General features: G+C 67.4%; 15 protein-coding genes. 10 read left to right on the top strand and 5 right to left on the bottom strand.

Going from position 1 to position 15,997, the window contains the following annotated elements; all coding sequences use genetic code 11:
* The first annotated feature begins 42 nt into the window (after positions 1–42).
* From ACNQPB_RS06755 to ACNQPB_RS06780, 6 genes are all read left to right on the top strand, one after another.
* Complete coding sequence (locus ACNQPB_RS06755) at positions 43–1,425, top strand: DUF3100 domain-containing protein (RefSeq protein WP_498750215.1); 1,383 nt, start codon at positions 43–45, stop codon at positions 1,423–1,425.
* A 53-nt stretch (positions 1,426–1,478) separates the two neighbouring features.
* Positions 1,479–2,708, top strand: a complete 1,230-nt coding sequence (locus tag ACNQPB_RS06760; protein ID WP_498750216.1) for an amidohydrolase — start codon at positions 1,479–1,481, stop codon at positions 2,706–2,708.
* Positions 2,709–2,796: 88 nt separating this feature from the next.
* Positions 2,797–3,414: an alpha/beta hydrolase gene (locus tag ACNQPB_RS06765; RefSeq protein WP_498750217.1), complete on the top strand. Its 618-nt coding sequence runs from the start codon at positions 2,797–2,799 to the stop codon at positions 3,412–3,414.
* 133 nt (positions 3,415–3,547) lie between these two features.
* Entirely contained in the window at positions 3,548–4,597 is a 1,050-nt protein-coding gene (locus ACNQPB_RS06770) for a LacI family DNA-binding transcriptional regulator (RefSeq protein WP_498750219.1), read from the top strand.
* Positions 4,590–5,327, top strand: coding sequence for an HAD family hydrolase (locus ACNQPB_RS06775; protein WP_498750220.1), 738 nt, complete (start codon positions 4,590–4,592; stop codon positions 5,325–5,327). The genes ACNQPB_RS06770 and ACNQPB_RS06775 overlap by 8 nt, the downstream gene beginning before the upstream one ends.
* A 141-nt stretch (positions 5,328–5,468) precedes the next feature.
* A complete protein-coding gene (locus ACNQPB_RS06780; protein WP_498750222.1) occupies positions 5,469–7,862 on the top strand; it encodes a glycoside hydrolase family 65 protein in 2,394 nt (797 codons plus the stop codon).
* 47 nt (positions 7,863–7,909) lie between these two features.
* Here ACNQPB_RS06780 and ACNQPB_RS06785 read toward each other — a convergent pair whose 3' ends face one another.
* A complete protein-coding gene (locus ACNQPB_RS06785; RefSeq protein ID WP_498750224.1) occupies positions 7,910–8,539 on the bottom strand; it encodes an FAD-dependent oxidoreductase in 630 nt (209 codons plus the stop codon).
* A gap of 98 nt (positions 8,540–8,637) precedes the next feature.
* Here ACNQPB_RS06785 and ACNQPB_RS06790 point away from each other — a divergent pair, with 98 nt between their 5' ends.
* Both ACNQPB_RS06790 and ACNQPB_RS06795 read left to right on the top strand, forming a co-directional pair.
* Positions 8,638–9,066, top strand: coding sequence for a MarR family transcriptional regulator (locus ACNQPB_RS06790; protein ID WP_498750226.1), 429 nt, complete (start codon positions 8,638–8,640; stop codon positions 9,064–9,066).
* A 412-nt stretch (positions 9,067–9,478) separates the two neighbouring features.
* A complete protein-coding gene (locus tag ACNQPB_RS06795) occupies positions 9,479–10,426 on the top strand; it encodes a TM2 domain-containing protein (RefSeq protein ID WP_498750228.1) in 948 nt (315 codons plus the stop codon).
* 158 nt (positions 10,427–10,584) lie between these two features.
* Here the strand turns inward: ACNQPB_RS06795 and ACNQPB_RS06800 are convergent, their stop codons facing one another.
* From ACNQPB_RS06800 to ACNQPB_RS06810, 3 genes are all read right to left on the bottom strand, one after another.
* The gene (locus ACNQPB_RS06800) at positions 10,585–11,955 is read right to left on the bottom strand and encodes an MFS transporter (protein WP_498750229.1); all 1,371 of its coding nucleotides are present in this window, start codon (positions 11,953–11,955) and stop codon (positions 10,585–10,587) included.
* Between the two features lie 65 nt (positions 11,956–12,020).
* On the bottom strand, positions 12,021–12,725 hold the full coding sequence (locus tag ACNQPB_RS06805; protein ID WP_498750231.1) for a DNA alkylation repair protein: 705 nt from the start codon (positions 12,723–12,725) through the stop codon (positions 12,021–12,023).
* 57 nt (positions 12,726–12,782) lie between these two features.
* Positions 12,783–12,932, bottom strand: coding sequence for a hypothetical protein (locus ACNQPB_RS06810; RefSeq protein WP_498750233.1), 150 nt, complete (start codon positions 12,930–12,932; stop codon positions 12,783–12,785).
* A 112-nt stretch (positions 12,933–13,044) separates the two neighbouring features.
* On the opposite strand from ACNQPB_RS06810, the gene ACNQPB_RS06815 reads away from it, so the two are divergent.
* Together ACNQPB_RS06815 and ACNQPB_RS06820 are read left to right on the top strand one after the other, a co-directional pair.
* Complete coding sequence (locus tag ACNQPB_RS06815) at positions 13,045–13,857, top strand: hypothetical protein (protein WP_498750234.1); 813 nt, start codon at positions 13,045–13,047, stop codon at positions 13,855–13,857.
* Positions 13,841–14,590, top strand: coding sequence for a LamB/YcsF family protein (locus ACNQPB_RS06820; RefSeq protein ID WP_498750235.1), 750 nt, complete (start codon positions 13,841–13,843; stop codon positions 14,588–14,590). The genes ACNQPB_RS06815 and ACNQPB_RS06820 overlap by 17 nt, the downstream gene beginning before the upstream one ends.
* A gap of 34 nt (positions 14,591–14,624) precedes the next feature.
* On the opposite strand, the gene ACNQPB_RS06825 is transcribed toward ACNQPB_RS06820, so the two are convergent.
* Positions 14,625–15,980 carry a DUF445 domain-containing protein gene (locus ACNQPB_RS06825; protein WP_498750236.1) on the bottom strand — a complete coding sequence of 452 codons (1,356 nt, stop codon included), beginning with the start codon at positions 15,978–15,980 and terminating at the stop codon, positions 14,625–14,627.
* Positions 15,981–15,997: the final 17 nt, after the last annotated feature.

Raw genomic sequence — 15,997 nt, forward strand, 5'->3', positions numbered from 1 at the left:
GCCCATCCGGTTTCCATCCCCAGTCCCCAGCAAGGAAATCCCATGACTTCACCAACTCTCCTCGCGGCCCCCAAACGCACCAGGGGTTCCTTGGCATGGCTCTGGCCCATCGGCGGGCTCGCGCTGCTCCTGGCAACGCTGAGCCAGCTCGTCGGCCCCTTGGTCATTCCCGTGGGCTTCGCCGCCATCACCATCCTGCCCATGGTGTGGGGCATCCTGGCGGGCGGTATCGTCTCCTCGCAGAAGTTCCGGCCGCTGCCGCGGAGCTTCCAGTCCGCCGCCGGGGCCCTGATGGGTGTTTCCGTCCTCATCCTCGTGGGAAGTCTGGCCTTCACCATCGGCCCGAACATCCCGCTGCTCTTCCGCGCCGGCCCCGCCCTGCTGCTCCAGGAGCTCGGCCACCTGCTGGGCACCCTCATCCTGGCGCTGCCCCTGGCCGTGTTCCTGAAGATGGGTCCCGCAACCATCGGCGCCACCTTCTCCATCGACCGCGAAGGCTCCTTCGCCATGGTCAGCGAAAAGTACGGCACCGATTCCCACCCGTACCGCGGCGTCCTGTCCATGTACGTCTTCGGCACCATCTTCGGCGCCGTCTTCATCTCCCTGCTGGCCTCCGTCGCCGCGTCCCTCAGGGTCTTCGACCCGCTGGCGCTGGCCATGGGTGCCGGCGTCGGGTCCGGTTCCATGATGGCGGCCGGCGCCGCAAGCGTTGCTGCCCAGTTCCCCGAACTGAAGGACCAGATCATCGCGGTCGCAGGCACCTCCAACATCATCACCAGCCTGCTGGGCGTCTACGTCGGCATCTGGATCGCCCTGCCCCTGGCGGACAAGATCTACAACGGCCTCATCCGCCGTTTCCCGCACCTGGACACCACGGCTGAAAAGGCCACCGCCGCGCCCGCGGATACGGCCGCCGTCGAGTCCGCCGCCGTCGAGTCCGCGTCTGCCGAATCCGCCGCTGCCGAAGGCGAGAACCGCGGCCCCGTGCGGGTGCCGCTCTACATCGCCATGCCCGTCCTGACGGTGATCGGCATCTTCATTGCCTCGATCGCGGCGGGCGGTTTCTCCTGGAACATCGTCGGAGGCTACGCCATCATCGACGCCCTGCTGCTGGCGGGCCTGGGCCTGTCCAGGCTGTGCCGCGGCAAGGTGCCCAGCATGGTCTTCATGATCACCCTGGGCGCCCTGGCCTCCAGCCCCGTCTCGCCGATCGCCAAGACCCTCATCACGATGGTCGGCAGCGTCAACTTCCTGTCCATCTGCACCGTGGTGCTCACCGTCGCAGGCCTGAGCCTTGGCAAGGACATCCCGCTGTTGCGCCGCATCGGCTGGCGGATCGTTCCGGTTGGCCTGGTCGCCATCGCCTCCTCCTACTTCTTCTCCGTGGTCATCGCCCAGTTCACGCTCGGTATGGGCCACCACTAACGCAACCCGCCCCTGACAACCCCCCGACAACCCGCCGAACCCGAAAGGCCACCATGCCCAGCCAAGCCACCGCCGTCGACGTCGAAACCCTCAAGAAGGCAGCCTCCGGCACCATCGCCTCCTGGGAGGACCGCCTCCGCGAAGTCAGCCGGATCATCCACGACAACCCGGAACTGGCCTTCGAGGAACGGCTCGCCGCTGAAACCCTGGCAACGGTGGCCGAGGAGGCCGGCTTCGCCGTCGAACGCAGCGCCTACGGCATGGAGACCTGCTTCGAGGCGGTGCGCGGCACCGGCGACTTCACCGTGGTGATCTGCGCCGAATACGACGCCCTGCCGGAAATCGGCCATGCCTGCGGCCACAACATCATCGCGACGGCGGGCCTCGGCGCCGCGCTCGCGCTCGGCGAAGTTGCCGACGAGCTCGGCCTGCGCGTGGTGCTGCTCGGCACGCCGGCGGAGGAGCATGGCGGCGGCAAGGCGCTGCTGCTCGAAGCCGGCGCCTGGGAGCAGGCCACCGTGTCCATGATGGTGCACGGCGCCACCGGCGAGGACCTCAGCTGCGCCATCACCCGCACCCAGGCCGTGGACCGCTTCGCCATCACCTTCAACGGCCGCGCCGCACACGCCGCAGCCGCCCCGGACAAGGCCATCAACGCCGCCGACGCCGCCACCATCTCCCTCGTGGGCATCGGCCTGCTCCGCCAGCAGCTCGCCGACGGCATCCGCCTGAACGCCTTCGTGGAACGCGGCGGCGAGGTCACCAACATCATCCCGGCCCGCACCGTGGTCAGCGCCGAGGTCCGCGCGCACGACCTGGCGACCCTCGAGGACGCCAAGGAGCGCATGCTCAACTGCTTCGCAGGCGGCGCCCTGGCCAGCGGCTGCACCTGGGAGGTCACCCCCACTGAGCCGCGCTACGAGAACCTCGTCCAGAACACCCTGCTCGCCGAAGCCTGGGACCGGAACCTGGGCAGCATGGGCCGCACGGTGGTGCAGACCAGCAGGCTCGGCGGCGGCTCCACGGACATGGGCAACGTGTCCCACGCCGTGCCGTCCATCCACCCGATGATCTCGGTGCTGGGTGCCAGCGGCGTTCCGCACACCATCGAATTCGCCGCCGACGCCGGATCCCCCGCCGGTGAGCAGGCCGCCCTTGACGGCGCGCTCGGCATGGCCTGGACCACCATCGACACCGTCGCCAACCCGGAAACCCGCGAGGTGCTGCTCGCGCTGCAGGCCGCCCGCCGCCCCGGCGCCACCCGCAGCCCGGCGCTCGGCTGAGGCACCAGCAACAGGCGGCAGGCCGCCGTCGGGACCTGATCCCGACGGCGGCCTGCCGCGTTTTGTGTGAGCGCTTACGCTTGTCCCCATGGATACCGTCCTGTGGTCCAGGCCCGAAAACGAGCGTGCGGGAACGCCCCTGCTTGTGATGATGCACGGCTACGGCACGGACGAGCAGCGCATGGCCAAGCTCTTCCCCGAACTGCCGGAGGAATTCACCTGCGCCGCGCCCCGCGCTCCCATGGTGATCGGGGACGACTACGGCTGGTTCCTGCTGGACTACTTCCTGGCCAACGATTTCGCCGACGTCATCACGGCAGCCAACAAGGTGTTCGCCTGGATCGACTCCGTCAAGGGCAACCACAGCAGCGTGAGCCTGCTGGGCTATTCCCAAGGCATGGCCATGGCCAGCACCCTGCTGCGGCTCAGGCCACACGGCTTCAAGGCGACGGTTGGCCTGTCCGGCTTCGTGCTGGAGAACGAGCTTTTGTCCCTGAGCGAATCCTTCGACGCCCCGCCGCCGTTCTTCTGGGGCCGGGACAAGGCGGACCCCGTGATCAACGAGGACGCCGTGGAATACACCGCTGACTGGCTGGAGCAAAACACCGCCCTCACAGCCCGCACCTACCCCGGAATGGGCCACCGGATCGAGGCCATGGAACTGGCCGACGTGGGCACCTTCCTGCGCCACTATGTGCTCCGCTGAAGTGGGCCCCGCGTAATACTGGCGACGCGTTCGTGCAGCCCTTGATAGGCAAAATTGTAAACGCTTACAATCTCTCGGTGCGGTGAGTCGCCGCACCGTTGAACAAGCATGGAAAGGGTTGAGGCCGTGTTGCATGGTTAGTGCCCAGCGCGCCACCATCCAGGACGTTGCTGTCCTCTCAGGATTGTCCATTTGCACCGTTTCCCGGGCCCTGCGCAATTTGCCGAATGTGTCCGAAAAAGCCCACCGCAAGGTTGCCGAAGCGGCTGAGAAGCTTGGCTACCGGGCTTCTCCCGCCGCCGCACGGCTGGCCGGCGGGAGCACGGGATCCATCGCCATCATCGCCCCGACGGCCACGGCCTGGTTTTTCGCCCAGGCAGTGGAATCTGCCGAGGAAGTCTTCGCCGACGGCGGGCACGACACCGTCCTGGTCAGCCTGCGGAATAACGCCGGGGTCAGGAACCGCATATTCGCGGACCTCGCCGCCCTGCGCCAGCGGGTGGACGGGGTCCTGCTGCTGAACGTGGACCTGGACGCCGGTGAAATCGATGCGCTGGCAGGATCCGGCCTGGCGGTCGCCAGCGTTGGAATGAGCGGGGTCCCCTGGGATAACGTAGGGATCGACGACGAACACGCCGCCTGGGCGGCCACCTCCCACCTGCTGGAGCTGGGCCACTGGGACCTGGCAGTGCTATCCGGCCGGGAACTGGGCGGGTATTCCGTTCGCACCAGCAACAACCGCCTTGATGGTTTCAGCCGCGCGCTGGCCGAACACGACCTCACCGTCCACCCGGACCTTGTGGTCAATGCCGGTTCCTCCATCGAGGGCGGGCGGAGTGCCATGACCGAGCTCATCGCCCACCGAGGGCTGCCCAGCGCCCTCTTCGCCGACTGCGATGAGACCGCCTTCGGTGCCCTGATGGCGCTGCGGGAGCACGGCCTGGGCGCCCCGAAGGACGTATCCGTGATCGGGATCGACGACCACCCCATGAGCTGGTTCCTCGGCCTGAGCACCGTGGCGCAGCCCGTCGCGGACCAGGGAGCCTTCGCGGCGAACCTGCTCTGCGAACGCCTGCTGAACCCGGAACCGGACCACCCGCCCACCAGCCATTTCCTCGACACCAAACTCATCGAACGCAAGACCACCCGCCGCAAACGCCGAACGGAAAAGAACCATGACTGAATCCCACGCTGCCCTGAGCTCCACCTGGACGGGTGCCTCGGCCTTGCTGTTCGACCTCGACGGCGTGCTGACGCCCACCGCAGTGGTGCACGAACAGGCCTGGCAGGAACTGTTCGACGGCTACCTCGCCGAGACAGGCCACGCCGAGGGCTACCAGGAGAGCGACTACTTCGACTTCATCGACGGAAAGCCGCGCTTCAACGGTGTCCGGGACTTCCTTGCCTCCCGCGGAATCACCCTGCCCGAAGGACCCCTGGACGACGCCCCGGAGAGCGCAACCGTGCAGGGACTTGGCAACCGCAAGAACTTGATCTTCAATGAAATTGTGTCCAACCGCGGGGTGGAGCCGTACGCCGGCTCCGTCCGTTTCATCCACGCCGCGCTGGAGCGCGGACTCAAGCTCGCCGTCGTTTCTTCCTCCCGGAACGCCCCCGCGGTACTCAAGGCTGCCGGGCTGGACGGCTACTTCCCGGTGGTGGTCGACGGGCAGGTGGCGGACGCCGTCGGACTCCCCGGCAAACCCGACCCGGCCACCTTCGACTACGCGGCCCGCCTGCTGGATGTTCCGGCGGAGGACTGCATCGTGGTGGAGGACGCGGTGTCCGGCGTGCAGGCCGGCAGCGCCGGCAACTTCCGGGCGGTGATCGGCGTGGACCGCGGTGCGGGCCGGCAGACCCTGCTCGACGCCGGGGCCACCGTTGTGGTGGACGACCTCGACGACCTCCTCTGAACCCCTCCTCTGAATCCCAAACTCAGAACCCCCCAAGCTCTGAATCCCAAACTCAGAACCCCCCAAGCTCTGAATCCCAAACTCAGAACCCTAAAGCTCCGAATCTCCCCAATCCATCTCCGTTCGAAAAGGCACCTCCCCATGGCACTCATCAGCTCCGACCGGCTGCGCTTCCCTTGCGAACCGTGGAAGCTCGTGGAATCCATCCATGTCCCCGGCGACGCCGGCACCCTTGAAACCCTCTTCAGCCTCGGCAACGGGCACCTCGGAATCCGTGGCGGGCACTGGGCCCCCGCTGACGGCGATCTCCCCGGAACTTTCATCAACGGATTCCACGAGATCTGGGACATCAAGCACGCCGAGAACGCCTACGGCTTTGCCCGCACCGGGCAGCGGATCGTGTACGTCCCGGACGCCAACAACTTCACCGTGATGGTCGACGGCGAGCAGCTCTCCCTCGCCGAGTCCGCCGTGCGCGACTACCGGCGCAGCCTTGACTTCGCTACCGGCGTATACGAATGCGCCGTCACCTGGGAATGCCGCTCCGGCGCCATTGTCACCACCGTCGAGCGCCGCGTGGTGGGCTTCGAATCGCGCGGCTGCCTCGGCATCGAATTCAGCCTGAGCTCCGATCGTGCAGCCTCCGTCGATATCACCTCCGCCGTCCTCAACCGGCAGGACCAGCCTGTGGAGGACCACTCGGCCCACGACCCCCGGCGTTCGGGCCGGCACGCGGGCCGGGTGCTGCGTCCGCTGCACATGCAGGGCACGGACGGCTCGCTCCGCCTCGCCTGGGAAACCGCGGAATCCCGGCAGCGCATCGGCTTGGCCGTGGACCACTGGATCTCCATGGAAGGCCAGCCTTTCGAGACGGTGGTGGGGGAGGACGAGTCGACTGTCCGGTACGTCCTGGCAGTGAACGACGGCGAGACCTTCCGTCTCGAGAAGAGCGTCAGCTATGTGGTCAGTGCGGTGGAGGACACCGTTGATGACCCGGGCGAAGCGCTCGCCGCGGAGGCGGAACTGCGCCTGGTCACGTTCGACGCCCTGCTCGCCGAAAGCGCGGAGCACTACCGCAACTACTGGGCCACCGCGGACATCGTGATCGGCGGGCAGGCCGAGATGCAGCAGGCTGTGCGCTGGAACCTCTTCCAGCTGGCCCAGGCCACGGCGCGGGCCGGCGTCGCGGGCATCCCGGCTAAGGGCGTGAGCGGTTCCGGCTACGAGGGGCACTACTTCTGGGACCAGGAGATCTACCTGCTGCCGTACCTGAGCTACACCAATCCGGCGGCCGCCCGGCAGGTCCTCGAATCGCGCCACGCCATGCTGCCCGACGCCCGGATCCGGGCCAAGGAGCTCAGCGTGGACGGCGCGCTGTTCCCGTGGCGCACCATCAACGGCCTCGAAGCCAGCGCCTACTACGCCGCCGGAACGGCCCAGTTCCACATCGCCGCGGCCATCGCTTTCGCGGCCAACCGCTACCGGTGGGCCAGCGGGGACACCGCGTTCGCCAACGAGATCGGTGCCGAACTGCTGATCGAAACGGCCCGGATGTGGGCGTCCCTGGGCTTCTTCGGCAAGGACGGCATGTTCCACATCCACGGCGTCACCGGCCCGGACGAGTACACCGCCGTGGTCAACGACAACCTCTACACCAACGTCATGGCACGCTTTAACCTCCGGGCCGCAGCCGAGCTGGAGCACCCGGATGTGCCCGAGAGCGAGCGGATCATCTGGCGGCAGGCGGCCTCGCGCATGGCGCTGCCGTACGACCCGCACATGGACGTCCATTCGCAGGACAACGACTTCATGACCCTGGAGCCCTGGGACTGGAACACCCCGCGGTCCAAGTACCCGCTGCTGCTGAACTTCCACCCGCTGGTGATCTACCGCCACCAGGTGCTCAAGCAGGCGGACACGGTGCTGGCGATGTTCCTGCAGTGGCAGGACTTCAGCGCCGAGGAGAAGCAGCGCGCCTTCGACTTCTACGACCCCATCACTACGGGCGACTCCACGCTGTCCGCATGCGTCCAGGGCATCATGGCCGCCGAGGTGGGCTACTCCGACGTCGCGCTGAAGCACTTCACCGAGGCGCTGTTCATCGACCTGGACAACACCCACAACAACACCGTTGACGGCGTGCACATCGCATCCACCGGCGGCATCTGGAGTTCCCTGGTGAGCGGTTTTGCCGGCATGCGGGACCAGGGCGAGGTGCTGCATTTCGACCCGCGCCTGCCGGAGGACTGGGAGAGCCTGTCCTTCCGCCTGCGGCTCCGCGGGCAGGTGCTGGACGTGGAACTGCGGCCCGGCAGCATTGCCCTGTCGACCGCGGCTGATTCGGGTGCGGCGGCGGCTTCCGCAACTGAGCCGGGTGGCACCGACCTGGAGGTGAGCGTCCGGGGCCAGCGCGTCGTCGTCGGGCCCGAAACGGTCACGCTGCCGCTCGAGGCGGTTCCCGTCCCGCACCCATCGGTCTTCCCGAGCCTGTTCCCGACGGCCGGCGTGCCGGTGGTCGGAACGCTGGAAGGCTAGGCGGAAGAAAGAGGCGAAAGAATGGCGTCGGTCCCGGCCTCGCAAGCTCAGGCCGGGACCGGTGCATCCCAGTCGATGTGGTGGCGGTAAACCCAGTCGAAGTTGTCGGCGGCCTTCCGGGCGAGTAGTTGGAAGACTGCCTTCAGTACGAGGTCCTCGAAGACGCGCCTGAACTGGCTGCGGATCTTCGGGGCCGCGTTCCGGCGGCCCCATTCGACCACCAACTCGGCCCGGCTGCGCCGTTCCTCCTCATAGCGGGACAGGGCGGCGGGAATGTCAGCGGGCAAGGCGGACCGGAGTGATCGTCCCAGCGTGACGGCGTCTTCGATGGCCATCGATGCGCCTTGCCCCGACGACGGCGAAGCCGCGTGGGCGGCATCCCCCACCAGCACCAGCCTGCCCCGGTGCCAGCGGGGGATGCTCGGAAAATCGGAGGTGGTGTACGGCCGGATGATGTCGTCAGTCGCCGCGACGATGGCGGCCATCGGCGTGCGGTCCCCGTCGACGAGCTGCGTCAGCCAGGACTTGCGCGCGGCCTGGTCCAGGGTGGCCGGGTCCTCCGATGAGCGCTGGAGCGGGTTGGCAAACCACCAGATCCTGCCGTCGGGGCCCTGCATGTAACAGTAGAAGCAGCGCTTGCCGAAGACCATTTTCATGCGCCCGGCCTCGACGTCCATGAGCTCAGCCGGGACGAGTCCCGCGTCGACGTGCGCAGCGCCAAGCCCTGCTCGAGGCTGTCTTCGCCTCCGGACGGGAACTTTCGACGGCGGCTGTCATGTTCCATACAAAGCTGTCCGAGCTGCGCGGGCTGTCTGCGACGGAGGGCAAGGCGATCGACATCCTGCTGCGCTTCGGGCCCATGACAGCGGGGGAATTCGGCGAACATTCCGGCCTGGCGCCAGCCTCGGTCACTGGATTGATGCGGCGGCTTGAGAACAAGGGCGTGGCCCGCCGGGTGCAGCACGCGGAGGACAAGCGGAAAGTCCTGATCGAGTTGGTGGGGGACCAAGTGACGGCCGCAATGCCCTACTTCGTCGACTTCATGGGCGGTCTGGCGGCCCTGTTGGAAGGGTACAGCGACGAGGAATTGCGCGTCATAGCGGACTACTCATCCAAAGCAGCACGGATCCAGCAGGATGCCGCGGGGCGGCTGGGTGCCGCCGTTGGGGGGAACACGGACGGCGCCCGCGGCCCCGCCATTTAGACGGTTCCCGCACTATTCGATGGTGCCCGCCGTCTAGTGGTGCGGGAACCGTCTAAATGGGCGCGGTCAGGGGGCCGGTGGTGCGCGGGCGGGCGGCTTGGCGGGCGGGTGGTCCAGTCATAATGGGAGAATTTCCCCATCGTGTGTAGCATCCCCAAGAGGCGATTTGCCGAAGTGTTGAAAATGGGGGACAAATGCCTGGCAGCTGCCTGTAGCGCATCTTACGGCCCTTCCGCGGCCTTCCCCCGAGCTTCCTGCGATTCGGACTGATCCGTTCGCCTCTTCTCGCATCCGAACCCACGTCATTGAGCGGGCTGTTTTCCCGCTGCCATGAGAGGACCCAAAAATGAGTCAGCCTGGACCTTATTCGCCCCCGGAGAGTTTCCAACAGAGTGCTTTCCCAGCCGCCCCGGTGCCGCCGACTGCACCCCGGAAGTCTTTCCTGGCCACCTGGCTGCTTTCCCTCTTCCTCGGGGGCCTGGGCGTTGACCGGTTTTACCTCGGCAAGATCGGGACCGGCATCCTGAAGCTTGTGACCGCTGGCGGTCTCGGCATCTGGAGCCTTGTCGACCTCATCATCACCGTGGCCGGAAAACAAACGGACAAGAACCGCCAGCCCTTGGAAGGCTATGCCCGGCACAAGCTTGTGGCCTTGATCGTCACGGGTGTCCTGCTTGTCGGGGGAGTGGTTTCCGGAGCGGTAGGCGGGGTGGTCGCATCGACCGCCATCAAGAATGCGTCAGCGCTCCCTGCCGGGCCGGCCGTCAGCGCGTCCGAAAATCCTGAGCAGGTAGCCTCGCCGCAGGAGACGCCGGACGCATCCCCCGCTGCTGAAGAAACTCCGGGTGCTGGCGCACTCGCGAAGAAGACCTTCAGCGGTACCGGCGATGACATCAAATCGGCGGATCTCGCGGGCCAGCCTGCGATCGTGACCTTCACCTGCAAGGCCTGCACTGGCAACACCGTCGTGGAAACGAACGGTGCCGAGAGCGTGCTCGTGAACGCCATCGGCGCCTACAGCGGAAGCTACCTCATCGACACCGAGGAGGGCTCAGCGACCTCCCGGTTCACCATTAAGGCCGACAGCGCCTGGACCCTCGTCATTGAAGACCCTTCGTCCGTCACTCCTTCAAACGGGGTGGCGAAGGGCCACGGAGACCAGGTGGTTTTCCTTGAGGGGACGAGCACCAAAGCCGCCGTCACCAACAAGGGCGAAGGCAACTTCGTCGTCCAGGGCTACGGTGGTGATTTCCCGGAACTCGCAGTCAACGAGATCGGGTCCTACTCGGGGACCGTGGAACTGACGGCCGGATTCATCCAGGTCATCTCGGAGGGTGATTGGACCATCACAGCCAAGTAACGGGCTGAGGGTTCTCGTGTGGATGACCCCCGCGGTTTGCGAACCGCGGGGGCCGTCCCGTTCGTGGCGTCAGTGCCCGGGCACCCCGTTGGGCGCCGTTATCCGACTGGTACCGGGCAACGGGATCGCTGGAATCGATCCTGCAGATGAGGCGGGTTTTACAGTCCTGAACCCGTCTGATCTGCAGAATCAATCGCCGCTGGTCCCGCGGCAACCTCCCCGGCAGCCACAGGCTCCGCTTCCAGGGGGTGCTCGATCTCATCCGTCAGCATGCGCGCCGCGAACAGGGCCACCACTGACATCAGCGGACACACCACCCCCGCGGCCAGGAAGATCAGCCAGATCGGCACCACCTGCGCGGCCGGCCCGGAAAGCGCCATGGACACCGGCATCAGCGCCAGCGACACGAAAAAATCCAGGCTCGAAATGCGTCCCAGCAAATGATGGGGGACCCGGCGCTGCAGCAGCGTGCCCCAGATGACCATGCCCACGCTGCCGGTGGCTCCGAAGATGAACAGCGCCGCGGCCAGCACCCAGAAGTTGTCCATGATCCCGACGGCGGCCAGCGGCAGGCTGCCCAGCCCCCAGGAGGAGATCATCACCGTGAGATAGCGCCGGGGCAGCTTGAACGATGCCGTGGCCAGCGATGCGATGGCACCGCCCACGCCCATGACTGCCAGCAGGAAGCCGAACATCCGCGAATCGCCGCCGAGCTGGTCGCGCACCACGAACGGGATCAGTACCTCGATCGGCCCGATGATGAACAGCACCGACAGGCAGGCCCAGATCAGGGTCCAAAGCAGCCACGGTGTGCGCAGGGTGTAGCTGACGCCTTCGCGCAGGTCACGCAGGAAGGAGCGGACTGCGCCGCCGGAACCGCGCGAGGAACCGGTGCCCCTGGAACCAGCGCCGCCAGCCCCGTTCGCCCGCGCATCCAGGGCGTGCCGGCCCAGGAAGTTCAGTACGATGAACGCCGTCAGGTGGCACAGGGACACCCCGGTCACGGCCCACGGCGGCGAGAACGAGGCCACCACCACGCCTGCCACGGCCGGCCCGGCGGCCTGCTGCAGGATGGGCCGCATGGTGCCCTCCATGCCGTTGGCCGCGAGCAGGTCCTCGGCGGGAAGGATCCTCGGCAGGATCGCCGAGTACGCCGGGAAGAAGAACGCCGCCCCCACGCCGAGGACGAAGGCACCTGCTGCGAGGTGCCACAGCTGGAGCAGCCCGGTCATCGAAAGCACGCTGACGGTGCCGATAACGGCCAGGTTGGCGCCCTCGACGGCGATGATGAGCAGCCGCTGGGGCACCCGGTCCGCAGCGATCCCACCCGCCAGCACAAACGCCACCAGCCCGATCGCCGCCGCCGTTGCCACGAGGGACAACTCCACCGGCCCGCCGCCGAGCTGGATCACTTGGTACACCATGGCCACGGCCCACATGCCCGAACCGAAGATCGAAATGGCCAAGGCAATAATCAGCACCCGGTATTCGCGGTGCGCAAAGGGCCGGAGGGCTCGCGGAGCAGCCATCAGCCCAGCCTACCGTCGGAACTCTGCCGTTTCGATGGGGTTTCGATGGGCCGTTTCGATGGGGTTCAGGCATGCGGCGGTGAGTGCCGCCGCGGGGACTTCAGCCCGGTGTCCAGTTTGCTGCGGACCTCGCGCTTCACGCGGGAGGCGAGTTCGGCGTCGTGCGCTTCCAGGAAGGTGCGCACTCCGCGCGGATCCCAGGGCACCAAGGAACGCAGCGCCCAGCTGAGCGCCTTCACCACGGTGTCGTCCCGGTCATGCATGAGGATCATGACGACGGCGAGCGTCCGGTCGCGGTCGCCGGTTCCCCAGCGGGAGCGGGTGTTCAGGACGGTGGTCGACACGAGGGCCAGCCGCCGCCACCAGCGGTTGCCGCTCCGGGCCCAGCCTGCCACGTCGGAATCGCTGACCAGTCCTTCTCGCCAGGCCGGTCCGCTGAGGATGGTGCCGAAGGCGTCGGCCTGGCCCCAGGACGCAATCTCGGAACCGAGTTCCTGCAGGCGGGTCGCGGTCAGCGAGTGGAAGGCGGCGTCGTGCGCGTTGATCAGTTCCCAGCCCAGCCAGTCATAGCCGGCTGCGCGGAGACCGTCTGCGAGTTCAAAGACCGCGGCCGCGTCCAGCGTCGCGATCTGGGCTGAAAACCTGCGCCGCAGGGCGCGGAGGCTGGCGGCATCGGCCTTCTGCAGGGCGTGTACTTCGTCCAGTACACGCTCCAGCAATTGCCCCGGTTTTGCGTCCCCCGGAGATCCCGCAAGCAGGCGTGGAGCCACGCTTAAAGTTTAGGATCGCCGGGGATTTTGGGCTATTGCTCGGGGCAATTGGGCGGGCTATTGGCCGGCGGGTTCGTCTTCGTCCGGACCCTCGGCCGGGTCCTGGCTGTGCAGCCCGGTGTCGTGCGGAACCCAACCCTCGGTTTCGCCTTCGGCGGGTGCGTCGCTGTGGTGCCTGACGTCGTTCAGGTTGCTGTTCTTTTTCATTCCGGATACTTCCTGTCCTGGCTTGGACCGGTCCCTGTGAACGGTTTCCAGTCTACGCCGGACCGGTACGCTTGGGCGGAGGACCGCAACCCATTCCGAGGCGGAGGTGAGCATGGCGAAGCGTCCCAACCCGGCTGTCAGGATTGCCCAGGAGACCGTCCACAACGCGGTGTTCGACGAGCACGGCAATGCCAAGCCCGGCGTCCACAGCGTGCTGCTGCGCGCCGTGGAGGTGCAGCGGCCACTCGTCCTTGCCAACCTCCGGCGCCTGCGCCGCCGCCACCCGCACGCCACGGCAGCGCAGCTAGCCGCCAAACTGGAGCGGGATTACCTGCTCGCAGTCACAGGCGGGGGAGCCGCCGTGGGGGCCACCGCCGTCGTGCCGGGACTGGGAACGGTGGCCTCGCTGGGTCTGTCCGGGCTGGCCACCGTCGGTTTCCTGGAGGCGACCGCCCTGTACGCCGCCTCGCTCGCCGAGCTGCACGGCATCCACCTGACGGACCCGGACCGCGCCCGCACCATGGTCATGGCGATCATGCTCGGCGAGGAGGGCACGGCGCTGCTTGAAGCATTCAGCGGACAAAGCCGCGGCCGCGGCAAGGGCGTCACCCACGCCTGGGGCAAGACGCTCAGCAGGAAGATGCCCGGAAGCAGTTTCGGCATGGTCAGGGACGCCATCCAGCGGGCCTTCCTCCGCAACCTCCTGAAGCGCCAGGGCACCGCATTTCTGGGCCGGGCACTGCCTTTCGGCGTGGGCGCCGTGGTGGGTGGCGGCGGGAACCTGATGATGGGGCGGGCCGTCGCGGCCTCGGCCAAGCACGCCTTCGGGCCGCTGCCGGACACCATTCCCGGCGGACTGCTGGCGGACGCAACCCCTTTTGAAAACAAGACCCTTACGGAAGGAAACCATGGACCTGAACGCTGACTTGGGGGAGGGCCTCGGCTCCTGGACCATGGGCGACGACGCCGCGATCTTCCGGATCGTCAGCAGCGCCAATGTGGCGTGCGGCTTCCACGCCGGGGACCCGGTGACCATGCTGGACAGCTGCCGCGCCGCCTTCGAACTGGACGTCCGCGTGGGCGCCCACGTCGGCTACCGGGACCTGCACGGCTTCGGCCGGCGCAGCATGGAGATGTCCTTCGATGAGCTCTACGGCGACGTGCTCTACCAGTTGGGCGCTCTCGACGGGATCGCGCACGCGGTGGGCGCTTCGGTGGACTACGTGAAACCGCATGGCGCGCTGTACAACAGGATCGTGCACGACACGGACCAGGCCGAAGCCGTGGTCGCCGCCATCCAGGCCTACGATCCCGGCCTGCCCGTGCTCGGCCTGCCCGGGTCCGCGTTCCTGCGGCTCGCCGGCGAGGTGGGCCACCCCGTGTTCCATGAAGCCTTCGTGGACCGCGGCTACCTCCCGGACGGCACCCTGGTGCCGCGCTCCCAGGAAGGCGCCGTGGTGCACGACGCCGGCAAGGTGGTCGAGCGGGCAGTGCGCCTTGCGAGCCACGGCGAACTGGAGGCCGTGGACGGTTCCGTGCTCCGCGTCCGGGCCGACTCCCTGTGCATCCACGGCGACACCCCGGGTGCGGTGGAACTGGCGGCCGCGGTGCGGAAAGGCCTGGAAGACGCCGGCGTGGAGATCGCGCCGTTCGCCTGAGCCGTGCCGTTCGCTAGGGCCGCTCGGTCGGCGCCTAGCCGAACACCAAATGCGCCACCGTGAAGATGGCCAGCCCCGCCAAGGCGCCCACCACCGTGCCGTTGATGCGGATGTACTGCAGGTCCTTGCCCACCTGGAGCTCGATCTTCTGTGACGTCTCTTCGGCGTCCCAGCGCGCCACCGTGTCCGAAATGACCCCGGCGATGTCCGAACGGTAGGTGTTCACGAGGTACCCGGCGGCATCGCCGATCCAGGCATTCACCTTTTCGGCCAGTTCGGCGTCGTCCACCAGGCGGGTGCCGAAGTCGCGCACCGCGGACTTGAAGCGCAGGCTGAGCTCCGAGTCCGGATCGTCGACGGCGTTCAGCAGCGCGTTCTTGATGGTGCCCCATGTGCGGGAGGCCAGTTCGCGGACCTCCGGGTCACCGAGGATCTGGGCCTTGATTCCCTCGGCCCTGGCAATCATCGCCGGATCATGCTGCAGGTCGTAGGCCAGTTCGGTCAGGTAGGTGTCGATCGAAAGGCGCACCTGATGGTCCGGGTCTTCCTGCACTGCGCGGATGAACTTGGACAGCTCGGTGTGGACCTTGTCGCCCACCATGTCGTCCAGGAAGGACGGCACCCACAGCGGCGAACGGTCGGACACCAGCCGGTTCACGGTGGCGTGGTTGGCCGCCACCCAGTCCGCGGCCCGGTCAACCAGCAGGTCCACCAGCCTGTGGTGGTGTCCCTCGGCGAAGATCCGCTCCGCCATCCGGCCCACGGGCGGTCCCCACGGCGGAGTCAGCACGTGCTTGCGGAACATGCCCTCGATCACGGCCTGGACGTCGTCGTCGTTCAACACCGTGAACGCGCCGCGGATCAGCGCGGACCCTTCCTTGGCCACGCGCTCGGGCCCGCCGGGGGAGCGCAGCCACTCGCCGGCCTTGCGCGCGATGTCCACGCTGGCCAGCTTGTCCTTCACCACCTGCTCGGAGAGGAAATTGCTCTCCACGAAGTCGGACAGCGACTCGCCGATCTGGTCCTTGCGCCGCGGGATGATGGCGGTGTGCGGGATCTTCAGGCCCATCGGATACTTGAACAGGGCCGTCACCGCGAACCAGTCCGCCAGCGCGCCCACCATGCCGCCCTCGGCCGCGGCCCGCACGTATTCCATCCACGTGTGCTGCTTCTGCAGGGCGAACGCCACGGTGAACACCACCGCCATGCCGATCAGCAGCGCCAGCGCCACGCTCTTCATCCGGCGCAGCGCCGCGGCCTTGGCGGCGTCGCTCGCGGACACGGCGGCGGGATGCCCGACGGCGGACGCCCCGCCGGTGCGCGGCGTTTCCGGCGGGTTATCGGCGCGGGTCCGCTCCGGCGTCGGGATTTGTTCAGAGTTCACCTGCATGTGCCCAGCGTAGCCCC

This window comes from Curtobacterium sp. LFS079, from assembly GCF_047977865.1.
Classification (GTDB): domain Bacteria; phylum Actinomycetota; class Actinomycetes; order Actinomycetales; family Micrococcaceae; genus Arthrobacter.